The organism is Cupriavidus sp. KB_39 (assembly GCF_052114485.1).
In the GTDB taxonomy this organism is placed as follows: domain Bacteria; phylum Pseudomonadota; class Gammaproteobacteria; order Burkholderiales; family Burkholderiaceae; genus Cupriavidus.
Genome location: NZ_JBFREV010000010.1, coordinates 32,279 through 48,078, shown reverse-complemented (window position 1 = coordinate 48,078; position 15,800 = coordinate 32,279). Strand labels below are relative to the sequence as shown.

The following is a 15,800-nucleotide window of genomic DNA, read 5'->3' as shown; positions in this document are numbered from 1 at the left end:
AGGGGCCGGGGGAGAGGGCCGGAGTGTCTCGATGCGATGTCTCAACTTGAACCGCTGCCCTCTCCCCCGCCCCTCTCCCAAGGGGAGAGGGGAGAACACAACGGGGCGCAAACCAACTCAGTCCATCGACATCGTCGCGATATCGATAAACCAGCTCTGCGGCTGCACCACGCCCTTGACCTTCTTCGAGATGGCGCGCGGGCCCACGTCGTGGGCGATCAGCACGAATGGCGACTCTTCCACGATGCGCGCGTGCAGCTTGGCCAGCGCGGCGTCACGGGACTTTTCGTCGAACGAGGTGCGGGCGGTCTCGATCAGCTTGTCGAACTCCGCATTGCCGAAGAAGCCCCAGTTGTTCGAGACCGGCGGCTGCGTCTTGGTGCTGACGAAGCGGACCATCGCGAAGAACGGGTCCATCGCCGCGAAGCTGACGTTGATGGCGTTGGCGCCGTGCGCGCTGGCATCCTTGGCGCCGATGCGCCAGTTGGTGAACAGGGTGTTCCACTCCACGACGTCGAAGTCCACGTCGAAGAAGCACTCCTTGAGGTTCTGCTGCACGTACTCGTTCATCGGCAGCGGCTGCATCTGGCCCGAGCCGGACGCCGACACCTGCACCTTCACCTTGAGCGGCTTGGCGGCCGAGTAGCCGGCTTCGGCCATCAGCTTGCGGGCGGCGTTGGCGTCGTACTTGATGTCGAACTTGGGATTGCCCCACCACGGGTTGCCGGCTTCCACGATGCCCTTGGCCTCGGCCATGTAGCCGCCCAGCAGCGTCTTCAGGCCCGAGCGGTTCACGCAGAGGTTGGCGGCCTGGCGCACGCGCTTGTCCAGCCACGGCGAATTCGGCGCGAAGGAGAGCTGCCACGGCCACATGTGCGGCTGGGCGTTGGCGTAGACCTCGAAGCCGCGGCTCTTGATCTGGGCGACGGCGTCAGGCGCGGGAGCTTCGATCCAGTCGACCTGGCCCGACAGCAGCGCGGCGGTGCGCGCGTTGGCCTCGGGCATCGGCACCATCACCACCTTGTCGATCTTGGGCACGCGCTTGCTGTCCCAGTAGCTGGCGTTCTTGGCCAGTTCCAGGCGCTCGCGCGGGACGAAGCGGGTCATCTTGAACGGGCCGGTGCCGGAGGCGTCGGCGGCGAAGGCGACCCACGCCTGCTTGCTGCGCTCGGCCGCATCGGTCACCGAGGCTGGCACGGCGGCGAACTTCTTCTCCCACTGCGTGGGCGAGGCCATGAACAGGTTCGAGATGTTGTACGGCAGGAACGAGTCCGGCTCGGACGTGACCAGYTCCACGGTCAGGTCGTCGATCTTCTTCGCGCTGCGCAGCGTGGGCATGCGCGAGGCGGTCACGCCCACCTGGCTCGCATCGAACTGCTTGGCGGTCTTGTCGAGCACCTTGTTGACGTTCCAGACCACGGCGTCCGCGTTGAAGGCGGAGCCGTCGTGGAACTTCACGCCGGGACGCAGCTTGAAGGTCCACTTGGTCTTGTCGGCGGCGTCCACCTTCCACTCGGTGGCGAGGTCGGGAATCAGCAGGCTGGGGCCGTTGCCCTTGGAGAGGTCCCACTGCGTCAGCGCGTCGTACATCGGAATGCCGGTGAAGCGGTTGCCCTCGAAGCCCTGGTCGGGCTGGCCGAGCGTGCGCGGGATGTCGGCAGCGGTCATGCCGATGCGCAGCGTCTTCTCGGCCATGGCGGCGCCGGGCAGTGCGAGGAACGAGAGGGCCAGGACTGCGGCGGAGAAACCTTTCGCGTGGGCGGACGTTTGGTGGTTCACAGGCAATGCTCCTGAGTGGGGGAAGGGCTGCCTTCGGTCTAGCAAGTCATGTGCCAGTCGCGCCGCCCCGGCGCGTGGTCTGGTTCTTGCACCGGGCGTTGGTCATTCATCATTCACTCACGAAGCAGACAAGGCAGACATGGATTCGAAAGTTCTTCCCCGCATCAATGGCGCCCGGCTGTGGCAATCGCTCATGGATCTGGGCGCGATCGGCGCCACGCCGAAGGGCGGCGTGTGCCGCATCGCGCTGACCGATGAAGACCGCAAGGGCCGCGACCTCGTGGTGCAGTGGTGCCGCGAGGCGGGCCTGGACGTGCGCGTGGACGAGATCGGCAATGTCTTCGCGCGCCGCGCCGGCACGGACCCTGCCGCGCGGGCCGTGGCCACGGGCAGCCATATCGACACCCAGCCCTCGGGCGGCAAGTTCGACGGCAACTTCGGCGTGCTGGCGGGGCTGGAGGTCATGCGTACGCTCAACGACCTCGGCATCCAGACGCGCGCGCCGCTGGAGGTGGCGTTCTGGACCAACGAGGAGGGCACCCGCTTCACGCCGGTGATGATGGGCTCGGGCGTGTTCGCCGGCGTGTTCGATGCCGACGAGGCGCGCCGCCAGCAAGACCGCGACGGGGTGAGCGTGGGCGACGCGCTGGCCGCCATCGGCTATCACGGCGCGCAGCCTGCCGGCGAGGTGCCGGGCGGCATGTTCGCGGCCTACTTCGAGGCCCATATCGAGCAGGGACCGGTGCTGGAGGCGGCCGGGCTGCCGATCGGCGTGGTCTCGGGCGCGCTGGGCCAGCAGTGGTACGACGTGACCGTGACCGGCCAGGACGCCCACGCCGGCCCGACCCCGCTGGCGCTGCGGCACGATGCGCTGCTGGCAACGGCGCGGATGATCGAGGCCGTGAACCGCATCGCCCGGGATGCCGCRCCGCATGGCCGGGGCACCGTCGGCTATGTCGAGGTCAAGCCGAACTCACGCAACGTGATTCCGGGGCGGGTGGACTTTACGGTGGACTTCCGCAACCTGTCGCAGGACGGGCTGGACCGGATGGATGCGGCGATGCGCGCGGCCTTCGCCGGCATTGCTGACGTGGCGGCGGTGAGCGTGGAGATTCGCCAGGTGGTGAAGTTCGAGCCCTGCCTGTTCGCCCCGGCCTGCGTGGACAGCGTGCGGCGCGCGGCGGCGGCGCTGGGGCTGTCGAGCATGGACGTGGTCAGCGGTGCGGGCCACGACGCGGTTTACGTGGCGCAGCGCGCCCCCACCGGGATGATCTTCGTGCCCTGCAAGGACGGCATCAGCCATAACGAGCTGGAGGATGCGCTGCCCGAGCACATCGAGGCCGGCGCCAACGTGCTGCTGCAGGCGATGCTGGAGCACGCTCGCTGATCGCCGGTGGCAGCCTCAATGTCCGATCGACCTTGAAATCGCCCACGCGCACTCGATGACGAGGGGCCCCAGCTTGCGCTGGGCCTCCGCCATCGTCCACCGGCTGGCSGGCGGYGACACATGCACCGCSCCCACCGCCACCCCCTGGCTGTTCACGATGGGCGCCCCCACGCCCATATCGCCCAAAAACAGCTCCTCCTCGTTGCAGGCATAGCCCAGGCCCCGGCACGCCACCACCTGCGCGAAGATCGCGTCTACATCGGTCAGCGTGGCCGGCGTGCGCGGCGCGCGCGTGGAGGCCTCCAGCACCGCGCGCACCTGCCCATCGGGCAACGTGCTCAGGTAGGCGCGGCCGGAACTCGTGCAGTACATCGGAATGCGCATGCCCACCGGCGTCAGCACGGGCATGTGCTTGGCGGTCATCAGTTGCGCCACGTAGACCATGTCCAGCCCCACGGGCTCGGTCAGATTGGCCGTCTCGCCGCTGGCGTTGGCCAACTGGGACAGGTAGGGGCTGGCAATCGGAATCAGCGCATCGGCGGCCAGGTAGTTGTAGCCGATCTCCATCACCTTCGGCGTCAGGCGGAAGCGGCGGGTCTGCGGGTGCTTGTCGATATAGCCGAGGCTTTCGAGCGTATGGACCGTGCGCTGGGCCGAACTCTTGGTCATGCCGGTGAGGCCGGCCACTTCGGAGAGCGTCAGCGTGCGATGGACGGCGCTGAAGGCGCGCAGGACTTCGAGCCCTTTTTCGAGCGATTGATTGAACAGCGGATCGGCGGACATGGGAGACGGACAGCGGGGCGGATTACCAAGGTTCGGCACCATCGTCGTGAAACCCTGCACCACGATGGCTGCATATTGCACCAAGATACGCATGAATCGATTATCGATTYCATAACGTCCCGCCATGATACCCGGCGCCTCGACGGCTGGCGCGTCTCTGGTGTTTACCCCTAGGGTTTTCCGGGTTGTCTCCAGTGAAATATCACACTAGTATCACAGCAACTTCAACGAACGTTGAGACGAAGCGAGCAACCCGTGGCRAACCCTATTCGACTGGTCGGCGGTGCCGCCCCCCAGCCGGCAACCACTCCCGTAGCGCCCCTCATGCCCCCCACGCCTGCCCAGAGCGGCGCGGCGCTGCGCGAGCAGGCGTACACGGAGATCAAGCGCCGCATCATCGCGTGCGAGTTCCGTCCCGGCGAGCCGCTGATCGAGGCCCAGGTGGCCGCGCTGCTCGGCCTGGGCCGCACGCCGGTCCATCAGGCGCTGCATCGGCTCGAAGTGGAAGGGCTGGTGTCCATCCTGCCGCGCAAGGGCGTGCTGGTGACGCCGCTGTCGCTGAAYGAAGTGCTCGACATGATCGAGGTGCGCGCCACCAATGAGGTGCTGTGCGCCACGCTGGCCTGCGAGCGCGGGCACGACAGCGACTTCAAGGCCATGCGCGACATCGTGGACCGCTCGCCCGAGCTGATTGCCCGCCGCGACATTCCCGCGCTGGCCTCGCTCGACCTCAAGTTCCATACCGCCATGTCCGCCGCCTCGCGCAACCGCGTGCTGGCCGAACTGCTGCGCGGCCTGCATGAGAAACAGGCGCGCTTCTGGTTCCTCTCGCTGTCCGATCCCCAGCACCTGGAGAACGTCTACCAGGAGCATCTGGAGATCGTCGACGCGCTCGAGCGCCGGGACATCCCGGCCGTGCGCGAGGCGATCCGCGAACATATCGACGAATTCCGGAAGAACATCATCCGGACTCTCTGACCGACCCTTTTCCCTCGTAACMAGGTAGTACGCCATGCCGACACTGCACCTCCAGGTAGCCGGCGGGGGCCCGCTCGCCCTCGACGTCCAACGACTCATCATCGCCGGCTGGACTGGCCGCGACGCCGCCGCTGTCCAGCATCACATCGAAGAACTCCAGGCGCTGGGCGTGAAGCCGCCCGCCACCGTGCCGACCTTCTACCCGCTGGCCGCCTCGCTGCTGACCACCGCCGACGTGCTCGAGGTGCCGCGCGACGACTCGTCGGGCGAGACCGAATTCGTGCTGCTGCAGGGCGCGGACGCGCTGTACATCGGCATCGGCTCGGACCATACCGACCGGAAGGTCGAAGCCTATGACGTGACCGTCTCCAAGCAGATGTGCGGCAAGCCGATGGGCCGCGAGGTCTGGCGCTTCGACGAGGTGGCCGATCATTGGGACGAGCTGGAAATGCGCTGCTGGCGCGTGCGCGACGGCCAGCGTGCGCTGTATCAGGAAGGCAAGGTCACGCGCCTGCTGGACCCGCGCGATCTGGTGCAACGCCTGACTGGCGAAGCGCAGCTGCCGCCCGGCACCGCCATGTTCTGCGGCACGCAGGCCGTGATCGGCGACCTGGGCCACGGCGACGCCTTCGAGGTGGAGCTGCACGACCCGGTGCGCCATCGCACGCTGCGCCATGCGTACCGCGTGGCGTCGCTGGAGGTGGCYGAATGAGCGCCGCCCCGACCATTGCCGCCCTGGCKGCMTCGCTGGCGGCYGGACGCACGACCAGCGTGGCGCTGACCGAAGACGCGCTGGCCCGGATCGCGCAGCACCAGCGTGCTGGCGGCGTCGCCTTCCTGCACGTGGACGCCGAMGGTGCGCTGGCGCAGGCCCGCGCGGCTGACCAGGCGCGCGCCGCCGGGCTCGTGGCATCGCCGCTGGCCGGCCTGCCGGTGTCCATCAAGGATCTGTTCGATGTGCGCGGCCAGATGACGCGTGCCGGCTCGGTGGCGCTGGACGGCACCGCCCCGGCCCAGGCCGACGCGCCCGCCGTGGCTCGCCTGCGCGCGGCTGGCGCGGTGCTGATCGGCCGTACCAATATGAGCGAGTTCGCGTTCTCGGGCCTGGGGCTGAACCCCCACTACGGCACGCCGCGCACGCCGTTCGACGCCGAGCGCRTCGCCGGCGGCTCCACCTCGGGCGGCGCGGTCAGCGTGGCCGAGGAGATGGCCGTGGCCGCGCTGGGCACCGACACGGGCGGCTCGATCCGCATTCCGTCGGCGTTCTGCGGGCTGACCGGCTTCAAGCCGACCGCGCGCCGCGTGCCGCTGTCCGGCGCGGTGCCGCTGTCGACCTCGCTCGATTCGGCCGGCCCGCTGGCGCGCTCGGTGGCGTGCTGCGTGGCGATGGACGCGGTGCTGAGCGGCGAGACGCTCGACACCCGGCCCGCCGATCTGTCCGGCCTGCGCCTCTACGTCACGCGCGACTTCGTGATGGATGGTGTGGAGGCCGAGGTGGCGCAGGCGTTCGAGGCCACGCTGTCGCGTCTGTCGGCCAAGGGGGCGCAAATCGTTACCTTCGATTTCCCCGAACTGCGTCGCCTGCCCGAGATCAAYGCTGGCGGCGGGCTGACCGCCGCCGAGTCGTGGACCTGGCACCGCGATCTGCTGGCCAAGCAGGGCGACCGCTACGACCAGCGCGTGGCCCAGCGTATCCGTCGCGGCCAGCAACAGAGCGCCGCCGACTACATCACGCTGCTGGCCGAGCGCGCCGCCATGCAGGCGCGCGCCGCCGAGCGCCTGCGCGATGCCGACGCCTGGCTGATGCCGACCGTCGCCGTGCGCCCGCCGCGCCTGGATGCGTTGGCGCGTGACGAGGACTTCTTCGCCACGAACGGCCTGGTGCTGCGCAACCCGAGCGTGATCAATTGGCTCGACGGCTGCGCGGCGTCCCTGCCGATGGGGCAGGGCATCGGCCTCGGCATCTGCGGCCTGCACGGGCACGACGCCCGCGTGCTGCAGGTAGCCGGCGCCATCGAGCAGGGCCTGGCGTAAGCCGGGCAGCCAGCAAATCGGCCGGATTCCCACGGCCGCGGCAACGCGCTCCAGCACAACACAGCGCAAGCCAGAGGGCGCCGCCAATGTAGCGGCGCCCCGCCCACCACACCCAAGGAGTAATCACCGATGTCTTCCGTGATGACCGGCGCCCCTGGCGCCCTGGAGAGCCTGCCGCCCGCGGAATTGGCTCAGCAACGCAACGAGGCGTACCGCAAGATCACCGTGCGCCTGATCCCGTTCCTCGTGTTCCTGTTCATCCTGGCCTGGATCGACCGCGTCAACGTGGGCTTCGCCAAGCTCCAGATGCTCCAGGATCTGCAGTTCAGCGAGGCCGTGTACGGCCTGGGCGCGGGGATTTTCTTCATCGGCTACTTCCTGTTCGAGGTGCCGAGCAACCTGCTGCTGGAGAAGATCGGCGCGCGCAAGACGCTGGCGCGCATCACCATCCTTTGGGGCCTGGCCTCGATGGCGATGATCTTCGTTAAGACGCCGGGGCAGTTCTACGCGCTGCGCTTCCTGCTGGGGATTTTCGAGGCGGGCTTTTTCCCGGGTGTGGTGCTGTACCTGACCTACTGGTTCCCGGCCGACCGCCGCGCGCGCATCAACGGCCTGTTCATGACCTCGTTCGCGATCGCTGGCGTGATCGGCGGCCCGCTGGCCGGCTTCATCATGAGCGCGATGGACGGCGTGGATGGCCTGGCCAACTGGCAGTGGCTGTTCGTGATCGAGGGGATTCCGTCGGTGCTGGCCGGTGTGGCGGTGCTGATGTTCCTGCCCGAGAAGCCGGTCAACGCGAAATGGCTGACGGCCACCGAGCAGACGCTGGTGACGCGCGAGGTGGAGGCCGAGGCACGTGACCCGGCCAAGCATTCRTCGCTCAGGGACGCCTTCGCCAATTCGCGAGTCTGGATCTGCGCGGCGATCTACTTCTGCGTGGTGAGCGGCAATGCCACCATCGCGTTTTGGTCCCCGTCGATCATCAAGGAGCTGGGCGTCAAGGGCAACCTGCAGATCGGTCTGATCTCGGCGATTCCGTTCGTGGCCGGCACCATCGCCATGGTGCTCAACGGCATCCACTCGGACCGCTCGGGCGAACGCCGGATGCACTGCGCCATGGCCACGCTGCTGGCCGCGGTGGGCCTGACGCTGACCGGCATGTGGCTGCACAGCGCCACGCTGGCACTGGTGGCGCTRACCATCGCCTCGGTCGGCATCCTGGCGGCTTTCCCGGTGTTCTGGTCCCTGCCGTCGGCCTTCCTGGCCGGCACGGCGGCGGCGGGCGGCATCGCCCTGATCAACTCCATCGGCAACCTGGCCGGCTTCGTGGCGCCGTACATGATCGGCTGGTTCAAGACCAATACGGGGCGGCTGTCGTCCTCGAGGATGCGCAGCGCCAACCGACAACGCGGCCGCCCGCCAGGGCAACCGCCGCAAGGACCGCGAGGGTGGCGAAATTGGTAGACGCACCAGGTTTAGGTCCTGACGCCAGCAATGGTGTAGGGGTTCGAGTCCCCTCCCTCGCACCACCAGTCCTTTTTGTGGCTTCCCCGCAACATTCCCACTATCCCGCCACTTCCCCTCTCTATACGCCGCAAAGCCAAGTCCCATAAGCCTTAGCGGGCTTTCCGCCCGGCCTCCGTTTCCACACTCTTCGCCATTTCGCTCACGGTATACTCCGCCCCGCGCTCCCCGACATTTCCCCGCGAACTCCCCGCGGCAAAGGGTTATGGCTTCTATCCAGAAGGTGGCAAAGGGCTGGCGTGCCCAGATCAACGTGAAAGGCCGGCGCGACGACCGTACTTTTGAGACAAAGGCGGCAGCGCAGCATTGGGCAGTGCAGCGCGAGGCCGAAATGCGGTCCATCAGCGGCGGCCACGGCAGCAAGACGCACACGGTGGGTGACGTCCTCGACCAGTACCAGAGGACGGTGAGCCCGACCAAACGGGGTGAGCGGTGGGAAAAGCTCCGCCTTGAGGTGATCGGCAGGAAGCTGGTCGAAGGCAGGGCATTCCGAGACATCCGCCTGGCGGACCTCATGCCGAAGCACATCGCCGCCTGGCGGGATGCCCGCGTGCGCGAGGTCGCCGGCGCCTCGGTGTCCCGTGAGATGTCGTTGCTCTCCCATGCGCTTGAGGTCGCCCGCAAGGAATGGGGCTGGCTGATCACCGATCCGATGAAGAATGTCCGCCGGCCGCCCGACAGCCCGCCGCGCGACCGCCTGATCTCGGAAAAGGAAATCGAGCGGATTATGGTGGCGCTCGGCTACCAGGAGGGCATGCCGGTGGCGCTGCCATCGCAGCGGGTGGCCGTGGCCTTCCTGCTGGCCATCGAAACGGCCATGCGATCGGGCGAAATGTTGGGGCTGACCAGCCACACAGTCGACTTCGAGGCCCAGGTCGCCCATCTCCCCATGACAAAAAACGGCGGCGCCCGCGACGTCCCGCTATCCACCCGCGCCCTTGAGCTGCTGCGGATGCTGCCCAAGGTGGAGGAGGGCAAGCCGATCTTCGCGCTGTCCGCCGCCAGCCGCGATGCACTGTTCCGGAAGGCAAAAGAAAAGGCCGGCATTGCCGGCCTGACCTTCCACGACACCCGCCACGAGGCGATCACGCGCCTGGCGAAGAAGCTGCAGCCCCTCGATCTGGCCCGGATGACTGGACACACGAACCTGCAGGAGCTGCTGACCTACTACAACGAGTCGGCCCGGAACATCGCCAAGCGCCTCGGCTAACCGGACCGCCTCGGCGGACCCGACGGCTGCTCCCGGTAGGATTCGGCCCATGCAATGACTTCCGCCGCCTTCCACCGAGGCAGCGCCTTTCCCCGCCCATCTTTGCCGGCATGCTTGCCCGACTGCACCGACGGGATCCGGATCGGCTTCGGAAACCCGGGCAGCGTCACCACCCGCTCGCGCACCACCCTAGGCGAGCGCACCAAGTACTCGGCGATACGCTCCGCGTCCCACAAGGTCACGCTCACCGGTAGCGCCGTCCGCACGTGGTTGGCCACGGCCACTGCAATGCGTTCGATCATGTCAGCTTCACGCATCGGTACTGATCCAAGTTCGGGCCCTCGCAGTTTCGCGTTCATTCGCACAATCCATACGACGACGAGCACGCGGTGGGCCCGTCGAGTTGATCGAGAAGGTTGTACTGCCGGCCGCCTCGGGTCGTCTTCGCCCATTCCACGCGCTGCCAAATGCCCCCGCGCTCGCGCGCCGTGTCGTTATCGCCGGGCGCTGGAAAGAACGTAGCATTGGCTCGCTTGCTGACCTGGGATACGATATCTTTCCACTCTGCGATGCGCTCGATGTGGTCCTTGTCGCGCTTCGCCCAGGCGTTGATTTCCTGCTTTCCGGAGTTGATACAGAGGCATCCGACGCGCTCTCTACCTTGAAGGTAGAGCGGGTTCGGCTTGATCCCGTAGAGGCTGTGCGCTTCGAAAACGTCCTGCCATTTCCAGCGCAGAATCGGCCGATAGTTGAATAGACCACCGCCCAATTCGTGGAAGCTGATGACACATGCGCCGGTGCCTTGTAACTTGCTTCGCCTTGCCTTGCTTTCCTCGATTCTGACGCCCTGCCAAGACCAAGCCAGATGTTCGGTTCCCGCAATCAAACTTAGCTGGTATTCCGTGATTGGCACGACTTTCAACTCATGAGTGCAGAACTGGGCCATGCGGCTGGGGAAGCGTCCCTTGATGATGCAAAGATCGAGAAACGGGATGCCGGTAGGTCCGCGCTCCAAGACGCTGAGCGCGCGCTGCACAACGTCCATCGGTACGCCCTTGCTGGGCCAGGCGTCACGCACATAGTCGCGGCGTGGCCACCAAACATCCGAGAAATTGCGCCGCACGAACTCAATATGTATCCCCAAGTTGCTTTCGAGATAGCGCAAATAGTCGTACGTCATTTCATGCTCGTTGCCGGTGTCCGCGAAGACGAAGCGGCACGCATCCCTATTGTGCTGCTCAAGCGCCAGGATCGCGGTGGCAGTACTGTCCTTGCCGCCGGACATGGAGACTACGTGGATGATGCTCATGCTAGGATGCATTTCCGAAAAACTTGGGAGTGCCGGTATGAGTAGAGAAGCCAAATTTTGGTTCGTGCAGGAGGTGATTCCCCGCATCATCGCGAGGTTGTCGGAGGTGGGTCTCGTTGCAGAGTTGGTTCAGCCCAGCAGCAATGACACAGTGCCCTTGCTGCTGATTACGGCGAAACGGCGCCCAGATGCAGTACACCAATTTGATTTGGCAGCTACGTGTACTTGGAATGATCTGGAAGTGAACATTTTTTATGAAGACTCCCAGGATCTCGTTGACGATCTTGTCTACCGCATTCCCAACGAACTTGCCGAATGCGATGGGCTGGGCAGCATCGACTGGGCCACACGATCGCAAAACAGCTCGACGCCGATCGGCCTTGGATATCTGGAACTCATCAGAGGACGCTGATAGGGCTGCGGCTAACGGAAGGTCATTGCCCACGCGCGCAATGGCCTTCTTGAAGCCCTTCGCGCCGCCGCCGAGGCCCGAACACATCGTGAAGCAGTTGTATCGGCGGCGGATCATGCGCGCACCTCCCGGTGCGTGGACGGCATAGCACCCGCCCCAGCCTTCGGCCGCTTCCGCTCCCGACACCATTCCCGTATCGCGTCCGCAATCGCCTGCGGATCGCAATGGACTCCGCCTGGCACACAGCCACACAGCATAGCCTCGACGTCATATGCGGGAGACTCGCCAGCTCGGCCGGCAGCACCCCCCACCCCCGTCTCCACAAGAATCGCCTCCGCAATCGTCAGCAAATTCTCCCGCGTACTCACCGGGAAGTCAGCCAGCGTCTTGCCCACAGCGCGCGCCTCCGGATATAGACCATTGCAAATAATCTGCGCGACGCGCTGGACATAGAGAACGCCGCCATCCGTCTGAACGAAACTGGTCATGCTCAAGCTACCTTCTGAAATTGATCGATGTCTCGGGGGAGCCCTGTGCCGCTCGCCCCGGCCCTCTCCACCTGCAGCGTCGCCACCAGCAGCTGGCGGCGGGTGCAAGCCCGTTGCATGTCGTCGGTCAGGTTGAGCGCCTGGCCGATCGCGCGGAACTCATCTCCCGTCACGCCAAGCAGGCCGCGATCACGGAAGCGCTTGCCGACACCCGCGATGGCCACCACCCCAGCCGCCATCGCGTCACAGAGCGGCCGGTTGTCAGCGAAGTACAGAGCGGCAACGACCTGGCCGACATTGATGCGGAAGGCAAGCGTGTGCCATGCCGCCTCCGTAGCCGTGCCGTCGAGGATTTTGCTCAGTTCGCTATGAGGAACGAGCTGCAGGTCCAGCTCGGCGTTGTTGCTGAAGCGGAAGCACACGGGCAGGCTGCGCTCGCGTGGGCCGTGGCTGCGTCGGTTCTTTCGATGTTTGCTGGCGGGCATGTTGCAGTCCCAAGGATCAGTTTTCGAAGTCGCCGGCGGCGCGGCGCTTCAGGTCAATGGAAGGGGGTTGGGTCCGGCGCTGGTCGCGTGCCGCCATGGCGCGTGCGGCAGCCCCCACCGCAGCAATCAGCAACTCGGACATGGCATCGAAAGGCGTGGCAATTCGCAGCGCCCGATGCGCGCGGCGCAGTTGCGCCTCACTCACAACGGAATCAACCACGGCGGCCTCCGCGTCGCACAAAACCGTCCCACACGCCACGGCAGTAGCAGAGGGTGAAGAACAGGCTCGCTGCGAACATCCCCGGCTCTTCGGTGGTCGCGGTCAAATAGAGCCATGCCGGCTGGCCCGCGAGCCCGATCAGCGCGGCCCATCGCGCACGGTGGGCGCCGCTGTTGAAGAGATAGACCGACACCGTGGCGGTTACCACCATCCACAGATTGAGCAGTGCGTACATCAACTGGCCCTCCCGATAGCGCGAGCGCTGCAGAAGCGGGGCGGCTCGCTCAGGCAGTCCAGCGCATCGAGCTGGGCATCCAGGCGGGTGCGGGCAATCGCGGTGAACTGCAGCCGCGCACCAGTGTGGGAGACGATGTGGACGAGGAAGGCTCTCATCGTTGCAACAGAAGACATGCTCAAACTCCATGATTGGCCGAGCGTTCCTCGAAGACCCAGCACTTCACGCTGCTGGGGCGCTTGGGCGCATGGAGGTTCTCGGCGTTGAAGCGCGCGTTGATCGCGCTATTGACCACCCGCAGATCGATGAACTTGCGGTGCCGGGAAGTCTTGAGCACGCGCTTGAGGTCGGTCAGCGGGGGGAGGGTCAGGCGGCGGTCATTGGCCACCTGTTCAAAATGGCGGAGGCTGATGGCGATGATGTTGTCGCCACGGGCATGGTTGAGCACGGCCTGAGCGTCGTCAGCGGACTCGATGTGGTCGTACAGCTCCCAGAACTCCTGCACGAGCGGGTGATCGGCGCCGATGGCATGCTGGCGCTCCACGGCCATCCCAACCAGCTGGCGCTGCGCGGCATCGCGGTGCTCGGTGGGCAACGGTAGGACGATGGGCAGGCAGTCCACCAGCGCCATGACCTGCGCGTGGTTCTTCACCAGGCGCTGGTGCTTGATGTCGGGGTTGCGGGCGAGCAGATCCTGGTAGTGCGGCATGCGCTCGACGTAGCGCGCCAGAATGTCCTTCTCCTTGAGCACAGCCGACAACAGGAAGCCGGAAACGTCCTCCATCGGCATCTGCTCCAGCGCGCGGGCGGCGGCGAAGGTATCGGCGTTCTGGCCGGCGCGGTCGAAGTAGAGGTGAACAATCCGCTGCAGCACCGCCTCGCTGGCATTGACGTCGGCGTTCTGGCTGATCACCACTGTGCCGCGAAAGGGCGGCTCGTAGGTTTCGTTGCCGGCGTTCTTCACACCGCGTGCACGCGTGCTGCGGCCGTTGTAGGCGGTTTTCAGCTCGTTCCAGTCGAAGCCCTTGACCTTGGCACCGTCCTCGCCCCGGTCGCCCTCGATCAGGACGACGGGCAGGTTGGACACCTGGGCGAAGTTGCGCGCGCGGGCAGCCAGTGATGACTTCGACGGGTCGAAGCCTTCATAGTCGCGTCGCCCGCACAGCTTCCACAGGAACTCGATCAGGGTCGACTTGCCGGCACCCGGCTCGCCAACTATCTCGAGGAACGGGAAGCTCTTCTGCTTGATCCCATCCCCCTCGCGGATCTGCTCCGCAAACAGGGAGCCGAGCCAGAACGCGAGGGCGACAATGGCCTTGGCACCGAAGGCGCGCCACAGCAACTCAAGCCAGTCGTGCCGCACCGCCTTGAGGTCGGTATTGAGCGAAAGCCCCGCCGACCCGCCAATGGTCTTGATGGACAAGCGGCCCACATCAAAGAAATCCTCGTCGTTCAGCGCGAACAGCTTGCCGTTCTTGACCGCAACATCGGCGTAGACGTAGCAGCCGTGCTCCTTGGCGTAGCCCACGAAGTCGATGGTCTGCACGCTCTTGATGCGGTGCATCTGCTCCTTGAGATAGGAGTCGAGTTGGCCGTTGGATCCCGTGTAGAACGCACCGGGTGCGACGGCCAGCAGTCGCTTCTTGAACTCGCCGGCGGATGCAACTTGCGAGCTGGTGAAGGTGTTCTTCACCGGCTCGGAGTCATGCGGGAACGCCACGCGGAAGTAGTACCAGGCCTCGTCGGTTGCAAGGTTGGCCTGGTAGTAGAGGACCGTGGGGAGGCATGTGGCAATGTTCGTGACGATTCCCGCCTTGAGCATCGCCTCGTCGCGGATCTCCTGCTCCGCCAGATCGCCATGGGCCTGCCGAACGGCGTCCATCTCGCGATTGAGCGCCTCCAGATCCACCTTGAACCAATACAGGCGACTGTGGAAGTCGAACGCGAACTGGCTCATGCCGGTGCGCCCGTATATCAGGCGCGCCTTCTCTGCGGGTGTCGGCGCCGCCATCAGGTCACCGAGGTATCGGTATTCGACGATGTCCTGCGCGGACAGCTTGTTGAGCTGGTGGAGGTCGTTCCAGTCGCGCTTCTTCGCACCCGCAGGCTTGGGCACCACGATCGATGCCTCCCAGCCCTCTTCGCGACTGCGCTCCAGCCATTGCATCGCATAGCGGGTGCCCGCCCGGTCACCATCCAGCGCCCACGCCAGCTTCGGCCGGGGGCGGTCGTTGGCTGCGCATTGCTCCGCGAGGCCGCGCAAGGCGAGCGCCGGGTAGTTCGTGCACGACATCGCCGCCACGGCCGCAATGCCGTGGTGCGCCAGAGCGATGCCATCGAAGATGCCTTCAACGATCCACAGCTCTTTGAAGTCGACGAGGCTCAGGCCGGGCGGTTGCCACCACATGGCGCCGTAGCTACCGTGGAACGTCGCCTTGCGGTCGCCGAAGCGGTGTGCCTGGTCGATGATGCGTTCCCAGTAGACCCCCGGCGCCAGCGCGAAGCGCACGGTGGCACTGCCGATTTTCAGCTCGTGGCTGTAGTAGCTCTCCTGCGTGTACCAGTCGCCGATCTTCAACAGATCGAAGCCACGCCCGTCCCGCATATAGGCATCTGCGGATGCCTTCGGATTCTCGGCGGTGGGCGCGAACCGGTCAGACCAGCTCTCGAAAAGATCGGCGTACAGATCCTTGATGTGGAACTCGGCCCCGCAGTTATTGAGCCGGTTGCAGCGCACCACCCAAGGCGCCTCGCCGAAGGCCCACAAGGTCTTCTTGCCGCAGGAGGGGCACTTGCCGCTTTCCAGCTTCTCCCCGCCGCGCTTCTGCTTGAAGGCGTAGTCCCGCAGCAGGCGGGCGGTGACTTCGCTGTGAAGGGATGGGTTCATGAATCTCTGGGCAAAAAGAGTCCCTCACGCCCGGTGAGGGGCATGAAGCGGGAAATCGATAAAGGGGAG

General features: G+C 65.8%; 16 protein-coding genes and 1 tRNA gene. 8 read left to right on the top strand and 9 right to left on the bottom strand.

Going from position 1 to position 15,800, the window contains the following annotated elements; all coding sequences use genetic code 11:
* Positions 1–117: 117 nt before the first annotated feature.
* Positions 118–1,695, bottom strand: coding sequence for an ABC transporter substrate-binding protein (locus AB4Z27_RS10180; RefSeq protein ID WP_255370764.1), 1,578 nt, complete (start codon positions 1,693–1,695; stop codon positions 118–120).
* 223 nt (positions 1,696–1,918) lie between these two features.
* Between AB4Z27_RS10180 and AB4Z27_RS10175 the strand changes: the two genes are divergently transcribed.
* A complete protein-coding gene (locus AB4Z27_RS10175) occupies positions 1,919–3,166 on the top strand; it encodes a Zn-dependent hydrolase (RefSeq protein WP_441644415.1) in 1,248 nt (415 codons plus the stop codon).
* Between the two features lie 15 nt (positions 3,167–3,181).
* On the opposite strand, the gene AB4Z27_RS10170 is transcribed toward AB4Z27_RS10175, so the two are convergent.
* Positions 3,182–3,949 (bottom strand): IclR family transcriptional regulator, encoded by a 768-nt coding sequence (locus tag AB4Z27_RS10170; RefSeq protein ID WP_441644449.1) that lies wholly within the window; start codon positions 3,947–3,949, stop codon positions 3,182–3,184.
* A 255-nt stretch (positions 3,950–4,204) separates the two neighbouring features.
* Between AB4Z27_RS10170 and AB4Z27_RS10165 the strand changes: the two genes are divergently transcribed.
* The 6 genes from AB4Z27_RS10165 (at position 4,205) to AB4Z27_RS10140 (ending at position 9,695) form a co-directional block, all read left to right on the top strand.
* The gene (locus tag AB4Z27_RS10165; RefSeq protein WP_441644414.1) at positions 4,205–4,927 is read left to right on the top strand and encodes a GntR family transcriptional regulator; all 723 of its coding nucleotides are present in this window, start codon (positions 4,205–4,207) and stop codon (positions 4,925–4,927) included.
* Between the two features lie 34 nt (positions 4,928–4,961).
* Positions 4,962–5,639 carry a DUF2848 domain-containing protein gene (locus AB4Z27_RS10160; RefSeq protein ID WP_092292996.1) on the top strand — a complete coding sequence of 226 codons (678 nt, stop codon included), beginning with the start codon at positions 4,962–4,964 and terminating at the stop codon, positions 5,637–5,639.
* A complete protein-coding gene (locus tag AB4Z27_RS10155; RefSeq protein ID WP_441644413.1) occupies positions 5,636–6,961 on the top strand; it encodes an amidase in 1,326 nt (441 codons plus the stop codon). The genes AB4Z27_RS10160 and AB4Z27_RS10155 overlap by 4 nt, the downstream gene beginning before the upstream one ends.
* Before the next feature lie 129 nt (positions 6,962–7,090).
* Positions 7,091–8,425 (top strand): MFS transporter, encoded by a 1,335-nt coding sequence (locus tag AB4Z27_RS10150; RefSeq protein ID WP_441644412.1) that lies wholly within the window; start codon positions 7,091–7,093, stop codon positions 8,423–8,425.
* Positions 8,404–8,490: transfer RNA gene (locus AB4Z27_RS10145), tRNA-Leu, on the top strand. Before AB4Z27_RS10150 ends, AB4Z27_RS10145 begins: the two co-directional genes overlap by 22 nt.
* 200 nt (positions 8,491–8,690) lie before the next feature.
* Positions 8,691–9,695, top strand: coding sequence for a tyrosine-type recombinase/integrase (locus tag AB4Z27_RS10140; protein WP_441644411.1), 1,005 nt, complete (start codon positions 8,691–8,693; stop codon positions 9,693–9,695).
* On the opposite strand, the gene AB4Z27_RS10135 is transcribed toward AB4Z27_RS10140, so the two are convergent.
* Positions 9,692–9,997 (bottom strand): hypothetical protein, encoded by a 306-nt coding sequence (locus AB4Z27_RS10135; protein WP_441644410.1) that lies wholly within the window; start codon positions 9,995–9,997, stop codon positions 9,692–9,694. The two genes, AB4Z27_RS10140 and AB4Z27_RS10135, sit on opposite strands and share 4 nt — an antisense overlap.
* 53 nt (positions 9,998–10,050) lie before the next feature.
* On the bottom strand, positions 10,051–11,004 hold the full coding sequence (locus tag AB4Z27_RS10130; protein WP_441644409.1) for a phosphoadenosine phosphosulfate reductase domain-containing protein: 954 nt from the start codon (positions 11,002–11,004) through the stop codon (positions 10,051–10,053).
* Between the two features lie 37 nt (positions 11,005–11,041).
* On the opposite strand from AB4Z27_RS10130, the gene AB4Z27_RS10125 reads away from it, so the two are divergent.
* Positions 11,042–11,416: a hypothetical protein gene (locus AB4Z27_RS10125; RefSeq protein WP_441644408.1), complete on the top strand. Its 375-nt coding sequence runs from the start codon at positions 11,042–11,044 to the stop codon at positions 11,414–11,416.
* Positions 11,417–11,906: 490 nt separating this feature from the next.
* Here the strand turns inward: AB4Z27_RS10125 and AB4Z27_RS10120 are convergent, their stop codons facing one another.
* From AB4Z27_RS10120 to AB4Z27_RS10100, 5 genes are read right to left on the bottom strand one after another with little or no spacing between them, the layout of a single operon-like run.
* A complete protein-coding gene (locus AB4Z27_RS10120; RefSeq protein WP_441644407.1) occupies positions 11,907–12,389 on the bottom strand; it encodes a hypothetical protein in 483 nt (160 codons plus the stop codon).
* Between the two features lie 16 nt (positions 12,390–12,405).
* The gene (locus AB4Z27_RS10115; protein ID WP_441644406.1) at positions 12,406–12,609 is read right to left on the bottom strand and encodes a hypothetical protein; all 204 of its coding nucleotides are present in this window, start codon (positions 12,607–12,609) and stop codon (positions 12,406–12,408) included.
* The gene (locus AB4Z27_RS10110; protein WP_441644405.1) at positions 12,602–12,844 is read right to left on the bottom strand and encodes a hypothetical protein; all 243 of its coding nucleotides are present in this window, start codon (positions 12,842–12,844) and stop codon (positions 12,602–12,604) included. Before AB4Z27_RS10110 ends, AB4Z27_RS10115 begins: the two co-directional genes overlap by 8 nt.
* Positions 12,844–13,020 carry a hypothetical protein gene (locus AB4Z27_RS10105; protein ID WP_441644404.1) on the bottom strand — a complete coding sequence of 59 codons (177 nt, stop codon included), beginning with the start codon at positions 13,018–13,020 and terminating at the stop codon, positions 12,844–12,846. Before AB4Z27_RS10105 ends, AB4Z27_RS10110 begins: the two co-directional genes overlap by 1 nt.
* A gap of 2 nt (positions 13,021–13,022) precedes the next feature.
* On the bottom strand, positions 13,023–15,731 hold the full coding sequence (locus AB4Z27_RS10100) for a toprim domain-containing protein (RefSeq protein ID WP_441644403.1): 2,709 nt from the start codon (positions 15,729–15,731) through the stop codon (positions 13,023–13,025).
* Positions 15,732–15,800: the final 69 nt, after the last annotated feature.